Here is a 24306-nt window from a genome sequence, read left to right on the forward strand (position 1 = left end):
GTGCGGCAGTCTCTTTAGGGGCTGCCGCACCCTTGTTCGGGTGCGATCTCGATGTCGACAACCTCCTTCGAAACCACCGCTCCTCTCGTGGCAGCGCCCGCACGTTCGCGGCTCCCGCTTCATATTGTCGTCTTTCTGGCGCCTGCGCTCCTGATCTACTCGATTTTTTCGATCTACCCGTTGGTCGATACGATCCGCCTCAGCTTTTATGCCGGAGACCAGACGGGCGCGCAGCATTTTGCCGGACTGGATAACTTTCGGATGCTGCTGTCCGATCCGACTTGGTCCGGACAGTTCTGGAACGCACTCCGCAACAACCTGTTCTTCTTTGGGGTTCATATGGTTGTGCAGAACGGGATAGGCTTGGGCCTGGCCATGTTGCTCAGCCTGCCGCGGCTTACGGGCGGAAGCGTCTATCGGACCCTGATCTTTCTGCCGACGATGCTGTCCGTGGTGATTATCGGTTTTGTCTGGCAGCTCATGCTCAACCCCCTTTGGGGCATCGCGCCAAGCCTCCTGAAGGCAGTCGGACTCGGCAGCTTCTTCGGGCCATGGCTCGGGCAGGAATCGACCGCGCTGATAACGATTTCCTTGATCTCGGTTTGGCAGTTCGTCGGAATTCCGATGATGTTGATCTATGCCGCCCTCATCAATATTCCGGACGATCTCCTGGATGCCGCGACCGTTGATGGAGCCGGTCCTTTCAGCGTGTTCTGGTTCGTCCGTCTGCCGCTCATCCTGCCGACCCTGGGGGTTGTGTCGATCCTGACCTTTGTGGCCAATTTCAATGCATTCGATCTGATCTATGCGGTGAAAGGCGCTCTCGCCGGTCCAAACTTCTCGACGGATATTCTAGGAACGTTCTTTTACCGGACTTTCTTCGGCTATCAGCTCCAGGTGGGGAGTCCCACGATGGGGGCGACCGTCGCCACGGCGATGCTGATCGTCATTCTGATCGGCGTGCTGATCTATCTGTTCGGCATCCAGCGGCGGCTGCAAAGACATACATTTTGAGGGCGTCATGAATCGGTATATCAGGCCGGGACGGCTGGCCGTCCATATAGCTCTCATTCTCTATACCATCATCGCCATTGGGCCGATCCTGCTCATCGTTCTCAATGCCTTTAAAACCCGTCGGGCGATTTTCGCCGATCCTCTTGGTTTTCCGGATGCGCGGACTTTCACGACCATCGGGTTCGATCAGGTCTTTGCGAAATCCGACTTCGGGCTCTACTTCATCAACAGCCTGACCATAACGGTCGTGTCCCTGGGGTTGATCGTCCTCATCGGGGCCATGGCAGCATGGGCGCTGACGGAATACCGCTTCCGCGGCAACACCCTCATTTCTCTCTACTTGGCGATCGGGATCATGGTCCCGATCAGATTGGGTAGCGTCAGCATTTTGCGCATGATGGTGGAGTTGAACCTCGTCAATACGCTGACAGCTCTCATCCTGGTCTATGTCGCCCAGGGATTGCCTCTTGCGGTTCTGATCCTCAGCGAGTTCATTCAGCAAATTCCAAAGGATCTGCGTGACGCAGCGCGATGCGACGGCGTGAGCGAGTACCGGATTTTCGGCAGCATCATCCTGCCTCTCATCCGTCCTGCGATTGCGACTGTCGCCGTCTTCACCATGGTTCCCATCTGGAATGACCTTTGGTTCCCTCTCATTCTTTCGCCTGGAGACGGCAAGCAGACGGTCACGTTGGGAGTTCAGCAGTTCATCGGTCAATATGTAACGGACTGGAATGCAGTCCTCGCGTCCCTGACCCTGGCAATCGCTCCCATCCTCGTCCTCTATCTTTTGTTCTCGCGCTATCTCGTCCGCGGCCTGACGGCCGGGGCTGTCAAGTAGCAGAGACCTCCTCTTCAGGTGGCAACCCATGGCTGACGTTTCAATCCACGGACTTGCGAAGTCGTTCGGTCCTGTGGACATCCTTCGCGACATCAATCTCACTGTCGAGGACGGAGAATTCGTCGTCTTCGTCGGCCCTTCAGGGTGCGGAAAGTCCACCTTGCTGCGTATCATCGCCGGCCTCGAATCCGTGAGCGCCGGCGAGATCCGCATCGGCGGCAGGCGCGTCAACGAGCTGCCGCCGGCAGACCGCAAGATCGCGATGGTCTTCCAATCCTATGCTCTGTATCCGCATATGTCGGTCTACAAGAACATGGCGTTCGGCTTGAAATTCGCGAAGACGGACAAGGCTGAAGCTGACAGGCGCGTCAGGCAGGCCGCCGAGATCCTGAAGCTGTCCGCCCTTCTCGATCGCAAGCCGAGAGAACTCTCCGGAGGGCAGCGCCAGCGTGTCGCGATCGGTCGCGCCATCGTAAGAAAGCCGAGCGTCTTCCTTTTCGACGAACCGCTTTCCAATCTTGATGCCGCTTTGCGGGTGAATACCCGAATCGAGATCGCCAAGCTTCATCAAGAGCTCGGTGCGACCATGATCTATGTGACGCACGATCAGGTCGAGGCCATGACGCTGGCCTCGAAGATCGTGGTGCTCAATCATGGGAGAATCGAGCAGGTCGGCGCTCCTCTCGACCTCTATCGCCGCCCCTGCAATGTCTTCGTCGCCGGCTTTATCGGTTCGCCAAGGATGAACTTCATCAAGGGAGAAGTTCGAGGCATTTCGAACCAGAGCGTGACCATCGGCTTCGCCGGCGCCGAGATGAAAGTCGATCTTTCCGGAAAGGACTTAGCCGTAGGGGACATGGTCACGGTCGGAATTCGACCCGAGCACATGGCAGAGCAGGGGGCGGACGCCATTGCCCTCGAGGGTCGCGTCGACGCAGTCGAGCGTTTGGGGGAGGCAAGCTACGTGTACATGAAGCTTGCAAGCCAGGACGATGTCGTTGTCCGGGCTCCAGGAGAAGCCCATATCGCGGCCGGCGATCTGTTCAAGGCTTATTTTTCCCCACGATCCACCCATGTCTTCGATGCGGAAGGCCGGTCGCTCCGGATGGACGTGAAGCCTTAGACCCCATCGTCTGGGGACGAATCAGTCAGGCGCTGCGAACCCAATTAATGACCGGCTTTTCCCGCCACATGCAACGCTCGAGGCGAAGGCCGACCAGATGTTGCATGCGTGCCAAAGACTGCTCGTCTTCAGCTTCGACGATCAGGGTCAAGTAGCGCCTTGAGGCCTCCATCGTGCAATGCCCGAAACTGAATTCCGCCCGCCCCTTCGTGTCTGAGTAGGTGGCAGGGACGTTTTCGGAGAACTGCTTGCAGAGCTGGACAAGGTAGCGGTCCGGCACTTCTGTTCCGATACTGGCCTCTGACCTGAAGGCTGGCATCACGTTAGTTCCCCAGAAAAATTCCCATTTCGGGCGTTCAGTAAGTTAACCATGGCTGGAAGGTATAAAATGCCCTAGGTCAGGAATGAATTTCAATCAAGATTTTTGCTAAGGTGCTCATAAATAACTGAATTTAATCGTTATATCGTAAAAATAATCCGGTTCCTCATGAGAGAGGTGGGGGCTCCCAGGATTTCAGGAACGAAGGAACGTCTTTCCCCGACATGGGAGCCGCATAGAAATTCCCTTGTGCCTGCTGACAACCTTTTTCCTTGAGAAACCGAGCCTGTTCGACAGTTTCGACTCCTTCGGCAATAACATCCATCCCGAGGCTCATCCCGAGCTCGATGACGGCCAGAACGATGGCGGCGTTTTCCGCATCGGTTTCCAGATCCCTCACGAAGCTCTGATCGATCTTGATGTCGTCGACCGGAAACTGCTTGAGGTGAATGAGCGAGGCATAGCCCGTCCCGAAATCATCGAGCGCAATGCGAATGCCGTTATCGTGAAACTGCTTGAGCGCCTTGGCTACATGCGTGGCACTGCGCCCAAGAAAGACAGTTTCGGTAATCTCCACTTCCAGGCGATGGTTGGGAACATCGGCCGATTGTAAGACCTCAAGAAAACGCTTGGCGAGGCCGATCCAGTTGAATTGAGCCGAAGACAGGTTAACGGCAACTCTTCCACAATCGCAGCCCTGGTTGATCCAGCGGCGGATATCGGATGCGACCTGTCGGATGATGCTTTCGCCCACCGCGATGGACAATTCCGGATCTTCAAACGCGCTTGAGAAGGCGGCCGGCGTGAGAAGGCCATATTGTGGGTGCCGCCATCTGGCGAGGGCTTCGAAGCCCACAACGCGCCCATTCGAGAGATCCACCTTCGGCTGATAAAAGGGCACGATCTGGCCCCATTGCAACGCCTCCTGTATGCCTCTTGCGACCGTGGCCTTATGTTCCACGTGAAGGCGCATGTCCGGCGTGTAGACAACAGCGCAGTTTCTCCCACGAGCTTTAGCCGCGTTGAGGGCCAAGTCCGCGTCTTTCATGAGCTCGGAAGGCTTGCTGCCATGGGCCGGAAAACTCGCGACCCCGATGCTGACATGACATGTGAGCAGTTCGGCGCCATACGGAATGGGTTGCCGAAGTTCAGTGAGGATTCGTTCGGAAAGTTCGCGAGCCCGTACAAGAGGCGCCGGATCCGCGATAACGATGATGAATTCATCGCCTCCCAGGCGCGCGATGGTGTCGTCGTCTCTTATCAGGCGGCGGAGCCGATCTGCCGCCCCCTTCAGGAGAACGTCTCCCGCGTCATGGCCGAGGCTGTCGTTGATCGCCTTGAACTTATCGAGATCGATGAGCAGCAGGCTAACCCCGGTCCCCTGCCGCTCTGCCTCGGCGAGAGCTTGCTCGAGACGCCCCTGGAAAAACGCGCGGTTGGGAAGATCCGTGAGCGCATCATGGCTCACGACTCGCCAGGACCTTTCCTCGGCCGCCTTGCGCTCTGTGATGTCAATGGCGGCCGACATGATATGCGGGGCGCCATTGATATCAATAAGCCTTCCTGCAAGAAGGACAGTCCGGATGGACCCGTCGGCAAGACGGATCAAAGTCTCGAAATCAGTGACCTGTCCGTCTTTCTGAATCGCTTCTACGAAAGCCTTTCGGTCAGCCGGATTGATGTAGACCTCATCGACGGACTGGATGCCGAGCGATTTCCAGTGAGCGCCGAAATAGCGGGTTCCTGCTTCATTCGAATCGACGATTTCTCCGTTCGTTCGAACGACCACCAGAGGAATCGGGACCGTCTTGAACATGGTCTCGAACATGGCTCGGCTTTGCGTCAACTCCTGGTTCGCCCGACGTTCCGCCTGTGTGGCAGCCCATTCCGTTCGCTGGAGACGATTGGAGCGGGTGAGGACAAGGGCGAGAGCGACGTTCAGTGTGACGACGGCCAGGATGAGGCCGATGACGGGCGTCTCGGGGCCCCCTGGCGACAGATACCCGATCAGCATCATCACGCTGCAGGCAACGCCTGACGTCATCGACCAGCGAAAGGCGGTCGGCACGACCAGATAATAAATCGAAGGCAGCATCAGAACGACGAAAAGAGCAAGGTCGCTGTGTGAACTCACCAGAACGCCCACCGCGGCGGCGGTGACCCATTCCCAGGCGATCATTACTTTCTGAGCGCCCTGGAAGCTCGTCGTTTTGCGCAGGAACCAAAGGCACAGCAGAGCGATCAGCACGACCACAGTACGGGCAGGAATCGCGACATAAAAGTGAGAGGTGCCGTGGAAGCGCCAGTCACTGATGAAGAAGAGCGTGTTGAGAACAGCCGAAAGCAAGAACAGCAGGCGTGTGTGCCTGAGAGTGTCGGGAAGCCGTTCGGCTTGAAAGACGGACTCGCGTTCGGGAGCAGAAAACTCGCCGCCAAAAAGGGTCAGGGCTTGGGTGGACGTTCCTGGCATCAGATCACATAGGGAATGGTCATCCAGTTACGTCTGCTTTCTCATGTTGCGCAAGGGGAAGCGTGCCAGGAAATTTGTTTAAGCTCAACAAAGATAAAGATTTTCATCCAAAAGAAGTGCGGCAGGCGGCAAGCTACGCAGCCACGAAGACAGCGCCACTCACAAGGGTAGATCGGAATGGTCACCAAAACGTGTGCGTCCCTGGCGTTTGGAGCGATAGAGGGCCTGATCTGCCGCTTGAAGTGCGCTTGATGGATCCGCCGCATCCTGGGGCAGAACCGCAATTCCTATGCTGAGACTAGACCTCAATTCCTGGACGTCGAAGCGGAAGGGCTCTTCTATGACCTGTACAATACGCGTGGCGGTCGCTTTTGCGTTGTCTTCTGCCGCGTGGAGAGAATAAAAGCCAGCGCGCCGCCGATGCGCGCCAGAATGTCCCCGGTCCTGATCTGACCCTGAATTCCGGCCGTAATGTCTTTGATGAAAGGTCTCCGATATCGCGGCCATAGGTGTCGTTCACCTGCTTGAAAAAATCGATGTCGAGAAGCATCAGCGCCGCAGGAGAATTTTCATTTACGTGAGCGGCGGTCACGGCGAGCAGGCTCTGGAAAGCGCGACGGTTCGCAGGTCCAGTCGGAGGGTCCTCGCCAGCAAGGCTCTTGATGCGTTCCTCGACACCTTTTCGGCGAGTGATGTCCCTTGTCGTTGCCCGAGGCTGATGTGCTTGAAGAAGAATGAAGCGCCATTTGCCGGAGATCTTTTGAAGTAGCTTAATAATCAACGCTCAAGCTCAGGACACTCAAACAGCCTTCAACCAACGGCAAGCTTTGAATAAAGTTACCGTGAACGATGCCGCAGAGCTTTCGACGTCAGCTCTTATGCCGGACGCAACAGCCTGCTTTGTTCGATCTGCTGTGTCAGACCGGTAGATCGGGCGCTGTGGAGCTCCGCGAATGGAAGGTGCGCAGCACTTCGGGAGGGGAACCGGCCTGAATGACTCTCCCGTGGTCGATCAGTACCATCTGCTCCGCCACATCCGCCACTTCCTCAGGGGTATGGATCGACATGATGACCGTGATGCTCTGCCTTTTGCGCAACTCATCAACAAGCTGGATCATGCTGCGCCGCAATTGAGGATCCAAGCTGCTAAAGGGTTCGTCCAACAAGATGATCGGCCGCTTCGAGACCATAGCTCGCGCCAACGCAACTCTTTGACGCTGTCCGCCAGACATCTCTCCCGGTTTGCGGTGATCGTACCCCGTCAGTCCAACTGCTTCCAACATTTCCGAGACGAGAGCCCATTCCGCCTTCTCAAGGCGAAGGGAGGGGCGCAATCCCAGCGCAACGTTCCGGGCCACGGAAAGATGAGGGAAAAGGTTGTGATCTTGAAAGACAATGGCCACAGGTCTTTGGGAGGGCTGCAAGGGGAGCAGGTCGCTTCCACGAAACGTCAACGTCCCGCTTTGCGGTGTTTCGAAGCCCGCAATCAGATGCAGAAGCGTCGTTTTGCCTCCACCGGAAGAGCCGATGAGGGCGCACAGCGCTCCATCCTCGACCTTGAGGGAGTAATCTGCGGAAAAGTCAGGCCAGGTCAGGCGGCATTGATCAATCAGGAGCATGAGACCATCGACCAGACATGTGAGCCAGCATGAATGCAACGAAGAGAATAAGGAGCCCGATCGCGGATGCCTCCTCGAACCGATAGGCTCCCAATCGTTCGTAGAGAAGGTAGGGTAATGTTCGGAGCTCCGGACCGCCAAAAAGAGCAATGATCCCGAAATCGCCAAAGGAGAGCGCCGCCGCCAGGGCGAAAGCAGACCCGAGGGGACGCCGCAGAAGCGGCCAGTCGACGATCTGGGCTCGGGTGAGGCCCGTCAGCCCGAGCGACGACGAAAGGCGGCCATAGCGCTCCTCCGCCAGGAGGAGCCGAGGGGCGACATAACGGTACGCGAACGGTAAGGCCCCCAGGCCGTTCACAACGGGGAGAAGGATCAACCCACCGACGGCTGAATCCACAAATGGGCGAATCAGGAGGAAAAGTCCGGCGGTCAGGGCAAAGGGTGGAACCGCCAGCAGAGCATTCGGAATAAGGTCGAACACAGCCGCCCAACGGGGAGAGCCAAAACCGACGCGGTGAGTTCGAACCGCTGCGCCGAGAGCCAGGGCGAGTGAGCAGGCCAATGTGGAGGCCATGGCGGCGATCGCGAGACTTGTGAGCAATGCGAAGAGCAGGTCCTCGTCGAGGACCGCCGTTATATGTCCAAGACCGGTAAAGATGCTCAGAGCCAGCGGGGCGATAAACAGAAGTCCCGCCGTCAGGACAAACCCGTCAAGGATCATCAAGGGTGGATTGGGAGCATCGGGACGCGAAATTGTCGTCCGTGATGTGGTGGCGACAGGAGGACGGGCGAGAACTCCATGGAGGGCCAGAGTGGCGGTCAGGCAGATGGCGACCTGGATCAGAGCGATCCAGGCGGCGCGGGCGAAATCCAAGTCGACCTTGAGGGCTTCGTAGATCGCCACCTCGAGGGTCGCGCGACTCGGTCCGCCACCCAATGCCAGCACGATGGCGAAACTCTTGAAGCAAAGCAGGAACACGAGGCTGGCGAGGCCCGGAAGCTCTGCCCGGAAAACCGGCCAATCGAGGTGGCGAAAAATCTGACCGGAGGAGAAACCCAGCGCTGAAGCAAGCCGCCATTGTTCGGCAGGAATCAGATGGAGCGCATCGAGGATGATCTTGGCCACGAAGGGAGCGTTCAGGAACACATGTGCGATGAGAATGCCAGGATATCCGAAGATATTGATGTCACCTGGCCAGCCCAACGCTTTCAAGATCTCGGCGAGCCAGCCGTTTCTGCCATAAACGGTGAAAACCGCAAAGACGGCGACGATCGCCGGCATGATCATCGTCGTGCCCAGCGCCGATAAGAGAATATCCTTCCCTGGAAAGTTGCGCCGCGCCAAAGCAAGGGCCAAGGCGCTCCCGAGAGCCAGCGAAAGGACCATCGAGAGCCCGGCCTGGGCAAGGGAGAAGAGGAGCAGCCGCAGAAGATAGGGGCCGATGGACAGAAATGAGGCTTCATGTCCACCGGCCCGCAGCAGGGCGAAGAAGCCTGCGGCAAGGAGCGCCACAATGGCGACAGCTACGAGGCTTCCAGGATGAGGTCGCCTGAAGCGCATAGGATGCCGTTATTGGGCCGTGGCGTTGAGCCAGCGATCTGTGAAGGAGCGGCGGTTCTTTTGAACCTCCTCCGGGGTGAAAAGAAGCGCCGTGCTTGGTTGGATCGCGTCCCGGAACGCTTGAGGAAGTTCCTTCGATGTCGCCTTGACCGGCATCATCCAGTTGCCTTCCGGCATTGCCGATTGAAAATCGTCCGACAGGATGAAGTTCATGAACGCTTTTGCAAGCTCAGGCTGTTTGGTGGTCTGCGTCATGCCGGCGATCTCGATATGGAGGTAGTGACCCTCGGCGAACGGAGCAGCCTTGTACTGGTTCTTCTTCTCGATCATGACATGGTAGGCGGGGGATGTGGTGTAGGACATGACCATGTCCGCTTCCCCCTTCAGGAACAGGCCATAGGCCTCCGACCACCCCTTGGTGAATGTCACGATACGGGGTTTGAGCTGCGCCCAGGCCTTGTCGGACTGATCGCCATAGACTTTCTGCATCCAGAGCAGGAAGCCCAAGCCAGGCGCACTGGTTCGCGGATCCTGCAGGACGATTTTCGGCCCGTTTGGATTTTCAACCAGCTCCTTCAGGCCCTTCGGCGGCTCAGGGAGCTTGGTCGAATCATAAACAAACGCGAGGTATCCCCAGTCGAACGGAATGAACGTATCGCTGGCCCATGTGATCGGAAGGGACAGGTTCTTCAGTTCCAAGCCATGAGGCGCAAAGAGGTCTGACGACTTCGCTTCTGCGGCAAGGTTCATATCGAGGCCGAGAACGACATCGGCCTTCGTATCCTTCCCCTCCAAGCGCAGGCGCCCGAGAAGGCTGCCGGCATCTTCCGCCGTGATCCAGTTGAGCTCACAGTTGCACTTGGCCTCGAAACGCTCCTTTACCGCCTTGCCCGGCCCGTATTTGCCTGCGAAGGAGCCATAGGTGTAAACCATCAGAATTGGTTTGGTCTGTGCAGCCGCGGTGCCGGCAAAAAGGCAAAATGCCGTCAGGGCAAAGACAAGTCTGTTCAACATCAGAGACGCTCCCATGCGTAAGACAAGCCGGATCGGCGGCACAGTGCGCACGGGATGCAGACTTTCCTGCTATTCATGCTCATTCCCTCCGCCGGCATGACCCGGATCAGGTTCAACGGGTCGGCAGCTGCGCTGCCTCTCAGCCCTTCGGGCTCCCCGTGAGACGATCTCGCTTCTACGGCAGTTCGAGGAACCAAACAAGCGCTGACGAGAAGGATGCCAGGCTCTGAGGGAAGCCCATTGCTGGGCCGGCCGGATTCTGATTGGAATGGGGCAGATGCGGAGGAGCTGAATGGGACATCCATTACCCCAATATGACGTTGCGGTGATCGGCCTGGGAGCGATGGGGTCGGCGGCACTGTATCAGCTCGCCAAGCGCGCCGTGCGTGCCATAGGGATCGATCAATTCTCCCCGCCGCACGACCGCGGGTCGACCCATGGGGAAACCCGGATCACCCGGCAGGCAATCGGGGAGGGGGCCGCCTATGTCCCCCTGGCACTGCGGTCTCATGCCATCTGGCGGGAGCTGGAAGCCGAAACGGGCGAGGCCCTGCTGAGCCCGGTGGGGTGCCTCATTGTCGGCAGGATGGAGGGGCAATCCGGCGGACCCATCCGGACGAGCTTTCTGGCGACGACCAAGCGGACGGCAGAGGATTACGGCATCGCCCATGAGATTCTGGGGGCGGACGAGATCCGGGCGCGCTATCCGCAGTTCACCCCGCAGACCGATGAGATCGCCTATTTCGAGCCGGGCGGCGGCTACTTGAACCCGGAACGCTGTGTCGCGGCCCATCTGAAACGCGCGCAAGAGCTGGGAGCGGCATTGCAGCTTGGAACGCGCGTGGTTTCCTTGGCTCGTTCCGGCGGTGGAGTGCGGATTACCACCACTAACGGGGTTATTGACGCCTCCCAGGTCATCGTTTCCGCCGGTTCCTGGGCGCCCGCCTTGCTCGGACACCCTTTCGACCGGCTTCTTTCCCCCAGCCGTCAAGTGATGCACTGGTTCCCGGTGACAGAGGACCTGACGTCTTCTTGGGTGAAAAGTCCGGTTTTCATATGGGCGCCCGGAGCCGACCCTAAGGATTTTTTCTACGGATTTCCGTCCATGCCCGGATCTGGAACCATGAAGACGGCCGGGGAGCAATATGATGAGGTAACGTCTCCCGAGACGGTCGAGCGATCGGTCGACTCTGCAGAAGTTCAGGCCATGTATAGGGATCACCTGGCCGGGCGCCTGCGAGGGGTGATGCCTTCGGCTGCCAAATCCGCCACCTGCCTCTATACGGTCACCCCCGATTCTCACTTCCTCATCGATCGGTCTCCCGAGAATGATAGAATTCTTGTGGTTTCGCCATGTTCGGGACACGGCTTTAAACACTCCGCAGCCGTGGGCGAGGCGGCGGCGGAGCTCGTGACCGAGGGCAAAAGCCGTATCGACCTTTCTCCCTTCGGTCTTTCCCGCTTTCAGGAGCGGCTTCAGGCCTTACGGGACAGCGTTTCACCGGCCGTTTGACGGAAGGACTACGCCGAAGAGAGGCGGTTGCCTTCGTTGAGACTATTCCAACGGGTGCTGCTGTGAAAACAGACTTCCGAAGGAGCATCTTTGCGGCTTTGCTTCCTCGGATCCGCAGTTTAATGATGGGCGTGCCTTCGGCGGTACGTGACGAGAAGGGCTCCTTGGGTTCGGCTGATGGAAGAGCTGCCGGTATACAGCGCACAAGGCATTTTCTACGCCTTTATCGGGTGCATTGCCCTTGCTGTAGCGTGGTTTGCCGGGCGCGCGTCCGCGCAACGACCATTGGCGGCATTCAACCAGGCCGTGGATCGGTGGCGGAAAGGCGATCTTCAGACGCGAATCCAGGTTTTCGATCCCCACACCCCGATTGGCCGCCTCAGCTTCGCCTTCAACGATATGGCCGCCAAATTGAGCCTTCGCGAAGCCGAGCGCGAGAGTGTCTTGCGGGTGCTGCGCGAGGGGGAAGAGCGCCTTCAGATCGCCCAGGATGTCGCCGGCCTCGGAATTTGGGACTGGGATCACCTGACCGGAGAAATATCCTGGTCGGCGCAGATGTTTCAGCTCGTGGGTCTCGATCCCGCCACAGCCGATGCGAACCTGTCGCTCGTGTGGCGGGAACTCATCCATCCGGAGGACAGGGCCTGGATGGAACAGGAGGTGCGCCGTTTCTCTCGTACGTTGGAACCGCTGGCGGCCGAATACCGGATCATACGGGAAGACGGGTCCGTTCGATGGCTCCTGATGCGAGGACAATCGCTCCCCGATCCATCCGGCAAGCCCGTCCGCACGGTCATCGTTAATTTGGACGTCACATCGAGCAAGGACAGCGAAGTCCGCGAACGGTTCCTGTTGGCCTTGAGCGACAAGATTCGTGATCCGGATCGCCCCGATGAGATCCTCATGATGGTGGCTGAGGCTCTCGGCAGTCATCTGGGGGTCAATCGCGTCGGCTATGGTGACGTCGACGATACGACAATGGTTTTGTCCACTCTCGTGGACTGGCATACCGAAGATGCTCCGGATGTCTCGGGGCGATATCCCTTGAGATCTTTCGGGCCCGCGCTCTGTGGTGATTTGAGGTCCGGCCGCGCCGCGGTCTTCGACGATGCTTTGTCCGATCCGCGGGCCGAAGGTCACTATGCGGCCTACGCCGCCCTCGATTGTATCGCGTCCATCTCGGTCCCGCTCGTGAAGGAAGGGCAGCTGCGGGCGGCCTTGTATATTCACAGTGGGACGCCGAGGCGGTGGACCCAATCTGAAATCGAGCTCGTTCGCGACGTCGCCGAACGGACATGGGCCGCAGTCGAAAGAGCGAAATCCGATGCCCGGCGGCGCCTGCTCATCAATGAACTTAATCATCGGGTCAAGAATACTCTCGCGACGGTGCAATCCATCGCCGCGCAGAGCTTCAAGGCCGGCGAGCCGAAACTCGCCCGGGAAACATTCGAGGCGCGGCTTTTTGCTCTGTCGAAGACACACGACGTGCTCACCCGGGAAAACTGGGAGAAGGTGAATCTCCACGACATTGCGGAAGAAGCGATGGCACCCTATCGGCGCGAGCAGGTCGAGCGCTTCGTCATCGATGGACCCGCCCTGCATGTGCCTCCGCGGATTGCGCTGCCTCTGGCAATGGCTCTGCATGAGCTCTCCACGAATGCCGTGAAATATGGGGCCTTTTCCGCCGATAGCGGCCGGGTGGCCATCCATTGGGATCTCATCGAGGGCTGGGACGAAAAAACCCTGGTCCTGCAATGGCAGGAAACAGGAGGGCCTCTGGTCAGGACGCCGACGCGCAAAGGGTTCGGGTCGCGCCTTATCGAGAGAAGCCTCTCACGGGAATTGTCCGGAAAGGTCGTGTTGGACTACCGCGCATCGGGCCTGATGTGCACGATCAGCCTGCCGCTGCCCATGGCTCAGGAGAGCCTTGCGCGGGCCGCCAGTTTCGGCTGAGAGCGGCGCCCGCGTCCATGAACTGGAACTGCGAAGCCCTCACTCGGTTTGGAAAGCGGGTATTGCGAGTGTTCCATGGCTGTCCTGCTCAACGGTCCTCTGACTGAACGATCCGTTCATCTGTGCATCGACATGCAGCGTCTCTTCTCGACCGAGGGACCTTGGCCGACCCCTTGGATGGAGCGTGTTCTGCCAACGGTGACCCGCATTGCGGAGCGGTTTCCCGAGAGAACGGTCTTTACCCGCTTTATAACCCCTCAGCGTCCCGAAGATATGCCCGGGACATGGCGGATCTATTATGAACGCTGGCGCGAGACGACGCGGGAACATCTCGATCCGCGGATGCTGGAGTTGATGCCATCGCTATCCCGCCTCGTGCCCCCGGCGACGATCATTGACAAGCCGGTCTATTCAGCTTTCGCGGGGCACAAACTTGCCGATTACTTGCGGGAGCGTCAGGCGGACGCGCTCATCGTCACTGGATCGGAAACCGACGTTTGCGTCTTGGCGACGGTGCTCGGTGCCGTCGATCACGGATACCGGGTGGTGATTGTCGCCGACGGCCTCTGCAGTTCCTCGGACGAAGGACATGACAGTCTTCTATCGCTCTACAGCAAACGTTTCAGTCAGCAGATCGAGACGGTGGACAGCGAAACGATCTTGTCTTCCTGGAGGTGACATTCCATGTCACCTCCCTTCGATCATAGGCCGGTCGTCGCTCAGCCGCGCGTATTTCTATCCTTGACATTCACGCCCGAGGGCTTGGAAACGCCGGCCCGACGCAAGGCGTCTGCAAGCGCGCCGCCGCTCGAGGCCTGAGGCTGATGACCTGAACGTTGCTTGCCGGTGCTTTGCGAGAACCGCTCCTTTGATGTCCGAGCCTCACTGTCTCGCGAAGATGGGCCTTTCCCCACCGGATCGCTCATGCGCATCGACAAGGCGATGCGCTTGCGGGCAAGGTCCACCTCCAGCACCTTCACGCGCACGACATCTCCCGGTTTTACGACCGAGCGTGGATCCTTCACGAAAGTATCCGACAGAGCGGAAATATGGACCAGTCCATCCTGATGGACACCAATGTCGACGAAAGCGCCGAAAGCCGCAACGTTCGTCACGACCCCCTCCAGCATCATTCCGGGCTTGAGATCGTTGAGCGTTTCCACTCCTTCCAGGAAGGTAGCCGTCTTGAATTCGGGGCGAGGATCGCGCCCCGGCTTCTCAAGTTCACCCAGGATGTCCTTGACGGTTGGCACGCCGAACTTCTCATCGGTGAAATCGGCAGGCTTCAAGGCCTTCAGGATCTGCCCGTTTCCGATTACCACCTTGATGTCGCTCTTTGTCGCCTCGAGGATGCGCCGCACGACCGGGTAAGCTTCCGGGTGCACGCCCGATGCATCGAGCGGATCATCCCCGTTCGGAATGCGCAGGAAGCCGGCAGCCTGCTCGAACGTCTTCGGTCCCAGGCCGGTGACGGCATTCAAATCCTTGCGTGTCCGGAACGGCCCCTTGGCGTCGCGATGGGCAACGATATTCTGCGCAACCCATTCACCTAGACCTGAAACGCGCGCGAGAAGAGGAGCGGAGGCTGTATTCAAATCCACGCCGACCGCGTTGACGCAATCCTCGACGACGGCGTCAAGGGAGCGGGAGAGCTTATACTCCGCGAGATCGTGCTGATACTGTCCCACACCAATGGACTTCGGGTCGATCTTGACGAGTTCTGCGAGCGGATCCTGAAGGCGCCGTGCGATCGATACCGCCCCCCGCAAGGACACATCGAGATCGGGAAGCTCCTGGCTTGCATAGGCGGAAGCCGAGTACACGGACGCACCGGCCTCCGAGACCATGATCTTGGTCAGCCTCAACTCGGGGTTCGCGGCGACCAGCTCGGTCGCGAGCTTATCGGTCTCGCGGGAGGCGGTGCCGTTCCCGATCGCGATCAGTTCCACCTTGTGGATGCGGCATAACCGGCTGAGGGAGGCGAGCGATTCATTCCATTGGCGCTTGGGTTCATGAGGATAGATGGTGTCGGTCCCCACGACCTTTCCGGTCGCGTCGACGACCGCGACTTTGACACCGGTCCGGTAACCCGGATCAAGCCCGAGCGTCGGGCGAGCGCCGGCGGGAGCAGCGAGAAGAAGATCGCGAAGATTGCCGGCAAATACCTTGACGGCCTCGTCCTCGGCGACCTGCCAAAGACGCATCTTCATGTCCAGCTCAATGGCAAAGCGGAGTTTCGTCCGCCACGCCCAACGCACCGTTTCGAGCAGCCAGCGGTCGCCGAGACGGCCCTTGTCGCTGATGCCGAACGCGAGCGCGGTGCGCCCTTCGTAGGAGCTGACATAGCCCGGCTCTCCGGCATTCTTGTCCTCCTCCATGCGAAGGTCGAGGACCTCCTCCTTTTCTCCCCGGAACAGGGCGAGGATGCGGTGCGACGGCAGTTTTGTCAGTGGTTCCGCAAAATCGAAATAGTCCGCAAACTTGGCGCCGTCCGTCTTTTTGCCCTCACGGACCGTCGAGGTTAAGCGTCCTCGCTCCCAATAGGTCTCGCGCAGGCTTCCCAGCAGCTCGGCATTCTCGGAGAAGCGCTCGACCAGGATGGCACGCGCGCCTTCCAGGGCGGCTTCCGGCGTGGCGATGTCCTTTTCAGGATTGACGAACGCCAGAGCCGCTTCCTTGGGATCCCGCTCACTATGGGCGAGCAGCTGATCGGCCAGGGGTTCAAGTCCCGCTTCCTTCGCAATCTGGGCCTTTGTCCGGCGTTTCGGCTTGAACGGCAGGTACAGGTCCTCAAGGCGCGCCTTCGTATCCGCATCGTTGAGCTGCGCGGCCAGCTCATCCGTCAGCTTTCCCTGCTCGCGGATGCTGCTGACGATGGTCTTGCGCCGATCCTCGAGCTCGCGCAGATATCGAAGGCGTTCTTCCAGACTGCGCAACTGGGCGTCGTCCAGGGTTCCCGTCACTTCCTTGCGGTAGCGTGCGATAAACGGAACGGTGGAGCCCCCGTCGAGAAGCGTGATCGCCGCCTGAACCTGCCATTCCTGCACATTCAATTCACTTGCGATGCGCTGACCGATGGATTGCATGAGTCGCCTTTCTGATGCCAGGAGCGGCTTCTAAGGGGTGGCCCCGCCCCGGGTCAACGGCCTGCGGCTCGCTCCAAGGTCGCACTGCCGTAGGGGAAAATCGCCAGGTTCGTGAAATTTTCCTTGGCCTCGGAGGGGTTGGGCGATAGACCGTCCGGCCCTTCGTCATGAGGTCGCGGCCGCCATGCCCTCCAGTTCTCAAAATCTCTCCATTGGCATCGATTTCGGTACCAGTAATACGGTTGTTGCCATTGCAGATCCGAACGGCAACGTGGAGGCACTGACTTTTCACCATGCCGGTCATGCCCTGAAGGTCTATGTCACCGCCTTGTGCTTTTGGGATGAGCGGCATGGCAATGGACTGAAAACCCGCGTCGAGGGCGGCCCCTGGGCAATCGAGCAGTTTCTTGAAGGCCTCACGGCGCATCGTTTCATTCAGTCGTTCAAGACCTTCGCGGCCAGTGCCACCTTTCAGGAGACGAGGATTTTCCGGGAGCGCTTCCGGTTCGAGGATCTGCTGAGCACCTTCATGCGAACATTGCTGAGCCATGCGGGAGGGCGGCTGGAACTGTCCGCGAGCAATGTCGTGATTGGACGGCCCGTGGAGTTTGCCGGTTTCAATCCGGACGATGCGCTTGCCATGCGGCGCTACAAAGCTGCATTCGGAAACCTGGGGGCGGAGCAGGCCCGCTATGTCTATGAGCCTGTCGGAGCCGCGTTCTTTTACGCGCGAAAGCTGGAAAGGGACGCAACGGTTCTTGTCGCTGACTTCGGCGGCGGCACCAGCGACTTCTCTGTCATGCGCTTCTCAAGAAGCGCAGGGGCGCTCCGGGCAGAACCTCTGAGCCATGCGGGCATCGGTCTTGCGGGTGACGCTTTCGACTATCGTATCGTGGATCAGGTCGTGTCGCCGCGCCTCGGAAAAGGCGGAAACTACCGCTCGATGGGCAAGGTCCTGTCGATCCCCAATCACTATTATGCCAACTTCGCACGCTGGAACCAGCTTGCGATGATGAAGACGAGCGGCGATCTCAAGGAACTTCGTGAGCTGGCTCGCGTGGCCATCGATCCTGGGCCGCTGGAGAAATTTATCGATATCATCGATTATGACCTTGGTTTCGATCTTTACCGAGCCGTTTCCGCCACCAAGGTCGCGCTTTCCGCACAGGAGGAAACAGAGTTTCTCTTCCAAGGCGAAGGGGTGGATATTCGCGCCAACATTACGCGCAGGCAATTCGAAGGTTGGATCAAGGACGACGTCAAGCAGATTGCCCAAACGATCGACAAGGCTCTTACATCGGCGCAGGTTCGGGCCGATGAGATCGATCGCGTCTTCCTGACCGGAGGAACCTCCTTTGTTCCGGCTATCAGAAAGCTGTTCCTGGACCGGTTCGGCGAGAGCCGCCTGACCTCGGCCGACCAATTCGAGTCCATCGCTTACGGACTGGCTCTCATCGGCCAATCGGAGGATCCGGGCCGATGGGCCATGACCCCCAGGGACGAGGCGGCTGCAACATTGCTCTTGCCGTGAGGCCCTCGGAGAGGCTTTATTCGCAGGTGCAGCAAAGTCCGAAGCGAGCCCCGCCGTGTCTCAGAGCCTGTTTGACGAAACCCCCGAAAAGGATCTTCCCCTTCGCGACGACATCCGGCTCCTGGGCCGGCTCCTCGGCGATACGATCCGCGAACAGGAGGGCGAGGCCGTTTTCGACGTTGTCGAACGGATCCGCCAAACGTCAATCCGGTTTCATCGGGACGAGGACAAGCTCGCCCGGCAGGAGCTAGAAACCACCCTGAACAGCCTGTCCCGGGGGCGGACGAACCAAATCATCCGGGCCTACAGCTACTTTTCCCATCTGGCGAACATCGCCGAGGATCAGCATCACGTCCGGCGCTCCCGCGCTCACGCCATGGCGGCCTCGTCCCCGCGCGAAGGAACGATTGCGCGGGCTTTGCTGCTGGTCCAGAAGGCCGGAATAAGCCAGGCCGATCTCCAGCGTTTCTTTGCCTCCGCCCTCGTCTGTCCTGTTCTTACGGCTCATCCGACCGAAGTGCGCCGGAAGAGCACGATCGATCGCGAGATGGAAGTCGCGCAGATTCTGGCGCAACGGGACCGGCAGCACCTGACGCCGGACGAGGCCTCAGCGAGTGAGGAGGGTCTGCGCCGTGCGATCCTGACCCTGTGGCAAACGAGCATATTGCGTCGTAATCGCCTCAAGGTGATCGACGAGGTCGTCAATGGCCTCTCCTATTACGACTACACATTTTTCCAGGAGTTGCCGCACTTCTACGCCATGGTCGAGGATCAGCTCGCTGCCATGGATCCCGCCTGGTCTACGCAGGAACTGCCCTCCTTTCTCCGGATGGGAAGCTGGATCGGAGGAGATCGGGACGGCAATCCATTCGTTACCGCCGATGCTCTGCATCAGGCTCTCCAGCTGCAGAGCCGCCAAGCGGTCACCTTCTATTTGGAAGAGATACACTGCCTCGGGAGCGAATTGTCCCTTGACGGTCGATATGTGAGCGTCTCTGAGCAGCTTCAGAAGCTTGTCGACGCATCGCCGGATCATTCGCCGCATCGGCAGGACGAGCCCTATCGTCGCGCAATATCCGGCATCTACGCGCGACTTGCCGCGACCGCTCAGGTCCTCGGGTATGGTGAGGTGGCACGCCATGCCGCCGGTGAAGCCCCGCCTTATGGTAGCGCAGAAGAGCTCGCAGGTGATCTTTCGACGATCCATCGTTCCTTGATGTCCAATGGATCGGGCGCTCTCGCGCGAGGACGTTTACGCAAGCTAAGGCGTGCGGTTGATGTGTTCGGTTTCCATCTCGCAAGCCTTGACTTGCGTCAGAATGCCGACGTCCATGAACGGGTCGTCGCAGAACTTTTCGAAAATGCTGTTCCAGGCACCGGCTACGACCGGATGCCGGAGGAGAGCAGGGTTGCTCTTCTGTTGAAGGAACTCGCGACACCTCGCCTTCTGACGTCTCCCTTTCTGACTTACTCCCCGGAAACGGCGTCCGAACTCGCCATTGTTCGCGAGGCTGCAAAGGCACATGAACGTTATGGCCGTTCCGCGGTGCCGAACTACGTGATCTCGAAGGCCAGCGATCCGTCGGATATTCTCGAAGTCGCGTTGCTTCTCAAAGAGGCAGGCCTGCTGCGTATCCGGGACGCGGATATGCGCGTCAACATCGTACCTCTGTTCGAGACGATCGATGATCTTCGCCACTGTGGTGAAGTCATGGATAAGCTCTTCTCGATGCCGGACTACCTGCGCCTCTTGCGGAGCCGGGATCTGATGCAGGAGGTTATGCTCGGCTATTCCGACAGCAACAAGGATGGCGGATTTCTGACCTCAGGATGGGAGCTCTACAAAGCGGAAATCAAGCTGGTCGAGGTGTTCCGACACCATGGGGTCACACTTCGTCTGTTCCATGGACGCGGCGGCTCGGTCGGGCGGGGAGGTGGGCCAAGCTATCAGGCGATCCTCGCGCAGCCCGGCGGTGCGGTGCAGGGCGCCATTCGGGTTACGGAACAGGGCGAAGTGATCGCAGGTAAGTACTCCAATCCCGACCTCGGACGACGTAATCTCGAAATTCTGGCATCGGCGACCCTTGAGGCGACGCTGTTGCACTCGGGTGCTTCGGCCCCAAAGGAAGAGTACTTGAAGGCTATGGAAGAGCTTTCCGACCATGCCTTCCGGGCCTACCGCGACCTCGTCTACGAGACGGAAGGGTTCGAACGCTACTTTTGGGAATCCACGGTTATTGGTGAGATCGCCAACTTGAATATCGGCAGTCGTCCTGCCTCACGTACCAATTCACGGCGCATTGAGGATCTGCGGGCTATTCCGTGGGTGTTCGGATGGGCTCAATGCCGTCTCATGCTGCCTGGCTGGTATGGTTTTGGTTCCGCGGTGAACAAGTGGCTTGAGAGCCGCCCCGAAACCGGTTTGCCGCTGCTTCAGGAGATGTATCGCGAGTGGCCATTCTTCGAAGCGCTGCTCTCGAACATGGACATGGTTCTTGCCAAGAGTAATATCGCCATTGCTTCCCGCTACGCCAAACTCGTCGAGGATGATGATTTGCGTGAAGCGATCTTTCCCAGGCTTCGCCGCGAATGGGAAGACTCGATCGGCAATCTTCTCAGCATTACAGGCCAGGCGGCGCTTCTCGGCCGGAATCCGCTGCTTGCCCGGTCGATCCGAAATCGCTTCCCATATCTCGATCCTCTCAACCACCTGCAGATCGAGCTTTTGAAGCGCCATCGCGCCGGCGATACGGACGAGAGGGTCGTTCAGGGAATCCATCTCTCGATTAACGGAATTGCGGCAGGACTGCGCAACAGCGGCTGATCTCACACATTGGGCCGCACTGGGAAAGTTGTCCGGTGCAAGGAAACGCCACAAGGGGGACATTAAGCCCGAGCGGAGGCTCGTATCTTGTTCGACGGTATCGGAGCGGGGCGCCTGGAAGGCGCCTTCCTCATACTATGAAGCCGCCGGGCGTCATGGCGACGAACCGATCCTGAGGACACGTCGCGTGCCATTGGGCCTCTCAGCCGGGAGGTACCCTGATTATGGCTGGGAAGCGAAATCAGCCCTTCGCTTTACGAACGCGCTGTGAGAAGGAAACACCCTGCTCGATCTTCGGTGTCAGCTCGACAAGTTTATCGGTGATTTCCCGTAGTTGATCGGCGGTTAGAACCAGCTTTGTCCGCCGGCCCGCAAAGTCCTCAAAATCAAGTTCGAATTCATCGCTGACTGCCGAGGCGTTGAACTTGAATAAACGGCGGGTTCTGACAGGACTAGGCACTGCTGGCCTCTTCGATAGGATAGTAAGCCTCTCGTTTAAGGAGAGGACACCGCTATTGCAAGTCTAGTGACTTAAAAGAACTTAATTTTCCCAACAGATGTGGAAATATGACGCTCCAGAACCTTCCGGGAACGTCCGCTTGAAACTTTCCAGTTTGGATAATCTGCGGCTGCAGTAGGCACATCGGCGCCGACGCCCTTGCCTTCGAAGGCTAGCGGGGCGGAGTTTCACAACCCCGCTAGCTTGAGCTTATTCTGCCGCGGCCAAGGAGGATGTCTGGGCCGCCTCAAGTGATACGGCAGTCGACTGAATCACAGCCGCAAAACGCACCGCTGTATGAATTTCCGCAGAAGTCACGCCTGCATCTCGCAGGACCTTTTCGTGGCTGTCGATGCAGAGACCACAGCCATTGATCGCGGAGACCGCGAGCGACCAGAGTTCAAAGTCCGCTTTCTCGACACCGGGATTCCCGACCACGTTCATGCGCAGTCGCGCCGGCATCTTTCCATACTCCTTGTTCGATGCAAGGTGGACGAACCGATAGTAGATATTGTTCATGGCCATGATCGATGCTGCCGCACGGGCAGCATCAAGTGCTTGAGGCGACAGATGAGGCTTGGCCTCTGCCTCGAGTGCCTGAGCGACGGTCGCGTTCCGGGTCGCGATGCCGCAGGCGATGAACAATCCATACTTGCGCTGAGGCGACAGACTTTCGTCTGTCGCTAAGCTTGAGAGATTGAGCCGGACGTCTTTGGCGAACGCCGGCAGCATTTCTTTAAGTTGCTCGATCGACATGACGAACTATGCGGCCTTTAACGTATCGCCGCCGACCTCGCGGTTGCAGGGGCAGAGTTCATCCGTCTGAAGGGCATCCAGTACACGCAAGGTGTCCTTCGGATTGCGGCCGACATTGAGGTTGGTCGCATAGACATGCTGAATGGTATTCTCGGGATCCACGATGAATGTGTAGCGGTAGGCGACGCCGTCCGGAGCTCGCACGCCCAAGCCATCGACCAGGGAGCCATTCGTATCGGCAAATTGCCATATGGGAAGGCGTTCAAGATCCCGGTGATCGCGGCGCCATGCCAGCTTCACGAATTCATTGTCGGTGGAGCCGCCAAGGACGACCGCATCCCGATCCGCGAATTCACCGGCTAAGCGTGCGAACTCCGCGATTTCCGTAGGGCAGACAAAGGTGAAATCCTTTGGGTAGAAGAAGATCACCTTCCACAGGCCTGGGAAGCTGGCTTCTGTGAGGGTTTCGAAGGCGCTCTCGCCATTCTCAACGTGCGCATGAAACTTCGGCTTCACGCCGGTAACGGAAAAGGGTGGCAGTTTTTGACCAATGCCAAGCATAAGGCGCTCCAGAAATTGGGGATGCGCACTGATGCAAAAGCTTGGCCGAAAGGTCAACTGCCGCCTCAAAGGATCCAGTGTAAACATCAGAAGCATCCATGTTCCCATGTCTTAGGGATGCCCTGGAACTGAGATGAAGGGGCTTCGTTGGTGTTTGGGTGATGCATCTGAGCAGCATCCCAGGTTTTAGAAGACTCGGGAGACGACCATGCCTCGTGGTGATAAATCAGCATATACTGACAAGCAGAAGCGCCAGGCTCGGCATATCGAAGAATCCTATGAAAACCATGGGGTATCGGAAAAGGAAGCCGAAAAGCGCGCTTGGGCAACGGTCAACAAGGAGAGCGGAGGAGGCAACAAGGGTGGCTCCGGACGCCACAAGTAAATCATATCCCGAGATTTTAGGATGAGCCTCAGCGCTAAGGTCGACACTGAGGCTCGTTATTCAAAGTACTGCCAAGCCCGGTCGAAGCTGGCGTGAAGCCCATAAGACGTCACAAGGACTTCTGAAAGATCATCGAACGATATCGACGATCTAATATAACATTCAATTCGGGTGAAAAAGCACCCGTCTGCATCAAGGCGGCCCATATCGCATTTAGAAACATGCTGGCCCGCCGCTTCCGAGACGAACTCACTAAGCCAGAATTTATATCCTCTTGGTGGATATCTGTCGGTTATTTAACCAAAGCGAAGCGGGTTCTCGATGGCCTCTTCGCTGAAAAGCACACCATTGGCAGGCATCCGTCTGTTGTCGGCGCTGTTGCGGGAATTACCGGTCGGCAAGCGACCGAGAATCCGTATAGAGTGCGTCGGCTATCCACAAAGAGGAAATTTGGCACTATGGAAACTGGTCTGAAGGGGAGGCGTGCGCTTGTTCTTGGCGCGAGCAAGGGCTTAGGCTTTGGTATCGCCGAGGGCTTGGCGGCCGAAGGCGCGCGTGTTGCGATCGCCAGCCGCACCATGGACGGCTCGAAGGCGGCGGCAGACAAGATCGGTGCCCTACCGTTCGTCTGCGACACGGGTAAAGCGGACCAGATCGATGCCCTGGCGAGCGACGTCAGCAAAGCCCTTGAGGGTGTAGATATTCTCGTTCTGAACAGCGGCGGGCCGCCTCCCGGAAAAGCACAGGGTGTTTCATCGGAGCAATGGCGGAACTCGTTTGAGGCGATGTTCGTGAATCTGGTCCGCTTGGCCGATCAGCTTCTCCCGGGAATGATCGAACGCAAGTTCGGACGAATAATCTCTGTCATTTCTTCAGGGGTGATCCAACCCATTCCCAATCTCGCAATCTCGAATGCGATCCGTCCTGCGCTGGTCGGGTGGGGAAAGACGCTTGCGGCGGAAGTGGCGGCATCCGGCGTGACCGTTAACGCAATTGCTCCCGGACGGATTGCAACCGATCGCCTGAAGCAGTTGGATGCTGCCAATGCCGAGCGCACAGGCCGCTCCATCGACGACGTCGCCGCGGCCGCGCGCGCTGGGATTCCGGCAGGACGCTATGGTGATATCGCCGAATTTGGGGCCGCGGCTGTGTTTCTGGCAAGCGAGAAGGCTTCGTTCATCACCGGCTCCATCCTGCGAGTCGATGGCGGACAGATTTCCGCGACTTGAGCGCACTC

General features: G+C 58.6%; 19 protein-coding genes, 2 pseudogenes and 1 riboswitch. Of the genes and pseudogenes, 10 read left to right on the top strand and 11 right to left on the bottom strand.

The features are described 5' to 3' along the window. Positions 1–51 precede the first annotated feature (51 nt). From LJD17_RS18595 to LJD17_RS18605, 3 genes are read left to right on the top strand one after another with little or no spacing between them, the layout of a single operon-like run. Positions 52–1014 (top strand): carbohydrate ABC transporter permease, encoded by a 963-nt coding sequence (locus LJD17_RS18595; protein ID WP_227385707.1) that lies wholly within the window; start codon positions 52–54, stop codon positions 1012–1014. A gap of 7 nt (positions 1015–1021) precedes the next feature. Then, on the top strand, positions 1022–1855 hold the full coding sequence (locus LJD17_RS18600) for a carbohydrate ABC transporter permease (protein ID WP_227385708.1): 834 nt from the start codon (positions 1022–1024) through the stop codon (positions 1853–1855). A gap of 28 nt (positions 1856–1883) precedes the next feature. Continuing rightward, positions 1884–2978 (top strand): ABC transporter ATP-binding protein, encoded by a 1095-nt coding sequence (locus LJD17_RS18605; RefSeq protein ID WP_227385709.1) that lies wholly within the window; start codon positions 1884–1886, stop codon positions 2976–2978. A gap of 25 nt (positions 2979–3003) precedes the next feature. Here LJD17_RS18605 and LJD17_RS18610 read toward each other — a convergent pair whose 3' ends face one another. The 7 genes and pseudogenes from LJD17_RS18610 to thiB all read right to left on the bottom strand — a co-directional run bounded on the left by LJD17_RS18610 (position 3004) and on the right by thiB (position 9976). Continuing rightward, positions 3004–3297, bottom strand: a complete 294-nt coding sequence (locus tag LJD17_RS18610) for a DUF2218 domain-containing protein (RefSeq protein WP_227385710.1) — start codon at positions 3295–3297, stop codon at positions 3004–3006. A 166-nt stretch (positions 3298–3463) separates the two neighbouring features. Then, the gene (locus tag LJD17_RS18615; protein WP_227385711.1) at positions 3464–5767 is read right to left on the bottom strand and encodes a putative bifunctional diguanylate cyclase/phosphodiesterase; all 2304 of its coding nucleotides are present in this window, start codon (positions 5765–5767) and stop codon (positions 3464–3466) included. Between the two features lie 159 nt (positions 5768–5926). After that, positions 5927–6274: a diguanylate cyclase domain-containing protein gene (locus tag LJD17_RS24395; protein WP_406600843.1), complete on the bottom strand. Its 348-nt coding sequence runs from the start codon at positions 6272–6274 to the stop codon at positions 5927–5929. Next, positions 6261–6548: pseudogene (locus LJD17_RS24400) on the bottom strand (GGDEF domain-containing protein); the annotation flags it as partial. The gene LJD17_RS24395 and the pseudogene LJD17_RS24400, both read right to left, overlap by 14 nt. Before the next feature lie 136 nt (positions 6549–6684). Beyond that, positions 6685–7386: a thiamine ABC transporter ATP-binding protein gene (locus LJD17_RS18625; protein WP_227385712.1), complete on the bottom strand. Its 702-nt coding sequence runs from the start codon at positions 7384–7386 to the stop codon at positions 6685–6687. Continuing rightward, complete coding sequence (locus tag LJD17_RS18630) at positions 7373–8947, bottom strand: ABC transporter permease subunit (RefSeq protein WP_227385713.1); 1575 nt, start codon at positions 8945–8947, stop codon at positions 7373–7375. The genes LJD17_RS18625 and LJD17_RS18630 overlap by 14 nt, the downstream gene beginning before the upstream one ends. A gap of 9 nt (positions 8948–8956) precedes the next feature. Then, positions 8957–9976, bottom strand: coding sequence for a thiamine ABC transporter substrate binding subunit (thiB, locus tag LJD17_RS18635; RefSeq protein WP_227385749.1), 1020 nt, complete (start codon positions 9974–9976; stop codon positions 8957–8959). 50 nt (positions 9977–10026) lie between these two features. After that, positions 10027–10130: riboswitch (TPP riboswitch) on the bottom strand. A 123-nt stretch (positions 10131–10253) separates the two neighbouring features. Here thiB and solA point away from each other — a divergent pair. From solA to LJD17_RS18650, 3 genes are all read left to right on the top strand, one after another. Continuing rightward, on the top strand, positions 10254–11474 hold the full coding sequence (solA, locus tag LJD17_RS18640) for an N-methyl-L-tryptophan oxidase (RefSeq protein ID WP_227385714.1): 1221 nt from the start codon (positions 10254–10256) through the stop codon (positions 11472–11474). A 177-nt stretch (positions 11475–11651) separates the two neighbouring features. Next, positions 11652–13427, top strand: a complete 1776-nt coding sequence (locus LJD17_RS18645; RefSeq protein WP_227385715.1) for an HWE histidine kinase domain-containing protein — start codon at positions 11652–11654, stop codon at positions 13425–13427. Positions 13428–13502: 75 nt separating this feature from the next. Next, entirely contained in the window at positions 13503–14105 is a 603-nt protein-coding gene (locus LJD17_RS18650) for an isochorismatase family cysteine hydrolase (RefSeq protein WP_227385716.1), read from the top strand. A gap of 41 nt (positions 14106–14146) precedes the next feature. Here LJD17_RS18650 and LJD17_RS18655 read toward each other — a convergent pair whose 3' ends face one another. Continuing rightward, the gene (locus LJD17_RS18655; RefSeq protein WP_227385717.1) at positions 14147–16513 is read right to left on the bottom strand and encodes a Tex family protein; all 2367 of its coding nucleotides are present in this window, start codon (positions 16511–16513) and stop codon (positions 14147–14149) included. A 184-nt stretch (positions 16514–16697) separates the two neighbouring features. Here LJD17_RS18655 and LJD17_RS18660 point away from each other — a divergent pair, with 184 nt between their 5' ends. After that, the gene (locus tag LJD17_RS18660; RefSeq protein WP_227385718.1) at positions 16698–18044 is read left to right on the top strand and encodes an Hsp70 family protein; all 1347 of its coding nucleotides are present in this window, start codon (positions 16698–16700) and stop codon (positions 18042–18044) included. Positions 18045–18099: 55 nt separating this feature from the next. Continuing rightward, the gene (gene ppc, locus LJD17_RS18665; RefSeq protein ID WP_227385719.1) at positions 18100–20868 is read left to right on the top strand and encodes a phosphoenolpyruvate carboxylase; all 2769 of its coding nucleotides are present in this window, start codon (positions 18100–18102) and stop codon (positions 20866–20868) included. A 241-nt stretch (positions 20869–21109) separates the two neighbouring features. Here ppc and LJD17_RS18670 read toward each other — a convergent pair whose 3' ends face one another. From LJD17_RS18670 to LJD17_RS18680, 3 genes are all read right to left on the bottom strand, one after another. Next, positions 21110–21328, bottom strand: coding sequence for a hypothetical protein (locus LJD17_RS18670; RefSeq protein WP_227385720.1), 219 nt, complete (start codon positions 21326–21328; stop codon positions 21110–21112). 249 nt (positions 21329–21577) lie between these two features. Continuing rightward, positions 21578–22123, bottom strand: coding sequence for a carboxymuconolactone decarboxylase family protein (locus LJD17_RS18675; RefSeq protein ID WP_227385721.1), 546 nt, complete (start codon positions 22121–22123; stop codon positions 21578–21580). 6 nt (positions 22124–22129) lie between these two features. Then, on the bottom strand, positions 22130–22684 hold the full coding sequence (locus LJD17_RS18680; protein WP_227385722.1) for a peroxiredoxin: 555 nt from the start codon (positions 22682–22684) through the stop codon (positions 22130–22132). A 208-nt stretch (positions 22685–22892) separates the two neighbouring features. Between LJD17_RS18680 and LJD17_RS18685 the strand changes: the two are divergent. Beyond that, positions 22893–23060, top strand: a pseudogene (locus LJD17_RS18685) (plasmid stabilization protein); the annotation flags it as partial. Between the two features lie 467 nt (positions 23061–23527). Continuing rightward, positions 23528–24298: an SDR family oxidoreductase gene (locus tag LJD17_RS18690; protein ID WP_227385750.1), complete on the top strand. Its 771-nt coding sequence runs from the start codon at positions 23528–23530 to the stop codon at positions 24296–24298. The last annotated feature ends 8 nt before the right edge of the window (positions 24299–24306 follow it).

Origin of the sequence: Microvirga rosea (genome assembly GCF_020595095.1) — a bacterium.
GTDB lineage: Bacteria > Pseudomonadota > Alphaproteobacteria > Rhizobiales > Beijerinckiaceae > Microvirga > Microvirga rosea.